The 1,176-nt window shown below is 59.7% G+C and carries 1 protein-coding gene; it reads right to left on the reverse strand.

The features are described from left to right. Positions 1–1,176, reverse strand: a 1,176-nt coding sequence (gene tuf / locus GOW40_RS22015; RefSeq protein ID WP_171102845.1) for an elongation factor Tu, incomplete at its 5' end; no start/stop codon positions are given.

Raw genomic sequence — 1,176 nt, forward strand, 5'->3', positions numbered from 1 at the left:
TTACTCGATGATTTTCGACACGACGCCGGCGCCGACGGTGCGGCCGCCTTCGCGGATGGCGAAGCGGAGGCCGTTTTCCATTGCGATGGGCGCGATCAGCTCAACGCCGAACGACACGTTGTCGCCAGGCATGACCATCTCGGTGCCTTCCGCCAGGGTCACGGTGCCGGTCACGTCCGTGGTCCGGAAGTAGAACTGCGGACGGTAGTTCGCGAAGAACGGGGTGTGACGGCCGCCTTCTTCCTTGGTCAGGATATAGGCTTCGGCTTCGAACTTGGTGTGCGGTGTAACCGAACCCGGCTTACACAGAACCTGACCACGCTCAACGCCGTCACGGTCGATGCCGCGCAGCAGGGCGCCGATGTTGTCGCCCGCTTCACCACGGTCCAGCAGCTTGCGGAACATCTCAACACCGGTGCAGGTGGTTTTGCTGGTGTCGCGGATGCCGACGATTTCGATCTCGTCGCCCACATTGATAACGCCACGCTCAACACGACCGGTCACAACAGTACCACGGCCCGAGATCGAGAACACGTCTTCGATCGGCATCAGGAACGGCTGATCCACAGCACGCTCAGGCGTGTCGATATATTCGTCAACAGCCGCCATCAGTTCCTTGATTTTCTCTTCGCCGATTTCCGGGTTGTTGCCTTCCATCGCGGCCAGAGCCGACCCTGCGATGATCGGAATATCGTCACCGGGGTACTCATAGCTCGACAGCAGCTCGCGGATTTCCATTTCCACCAGCTCCAGCAGCTCTTCGTCGTCTACCTGGTCCACTTTGTTCATGAACACGACCATCTTCGGGATGCCAACCTGGCGGCCCAGCAGGATGTGCTCGCGGGTTTGCGGCATCGGGCCGTCGGCGGCGTTCACAACCAGGATCGCGCCGTCCATTTGCGCCGCACCGGTGATCATGTTCTTGACGTAGTCGGCGTGGCCGGGGCAGTCGACATGCGCATAGTGGCGGTTGTCGGTCTCGTATTCCACGTGGGCGGTCGAGATGGTGATCCCGCGCGCTTTCTCTTCCGGCGCACCGTCGATTTGGTCATACGCTTTGAAGTCACCAAAATACTTGGTGATCGCTGCGGTCAGCGTCGTCTTGCCGTGGTCAACGTGGCCAATCGTGCCAATGTTGACGTGCGGTTTTGTACGCTCAAACTTTTCCTTTGCCAT

This window comes from Ruegeria sp. HKCCA6707 (genome assembly GCF_013033515.1).
GTDB lineage: Bacteria > Pseudomonadota > Alphaproteobacteria > Rhodobacterales > Rhodobacteraceae > Ruegeria.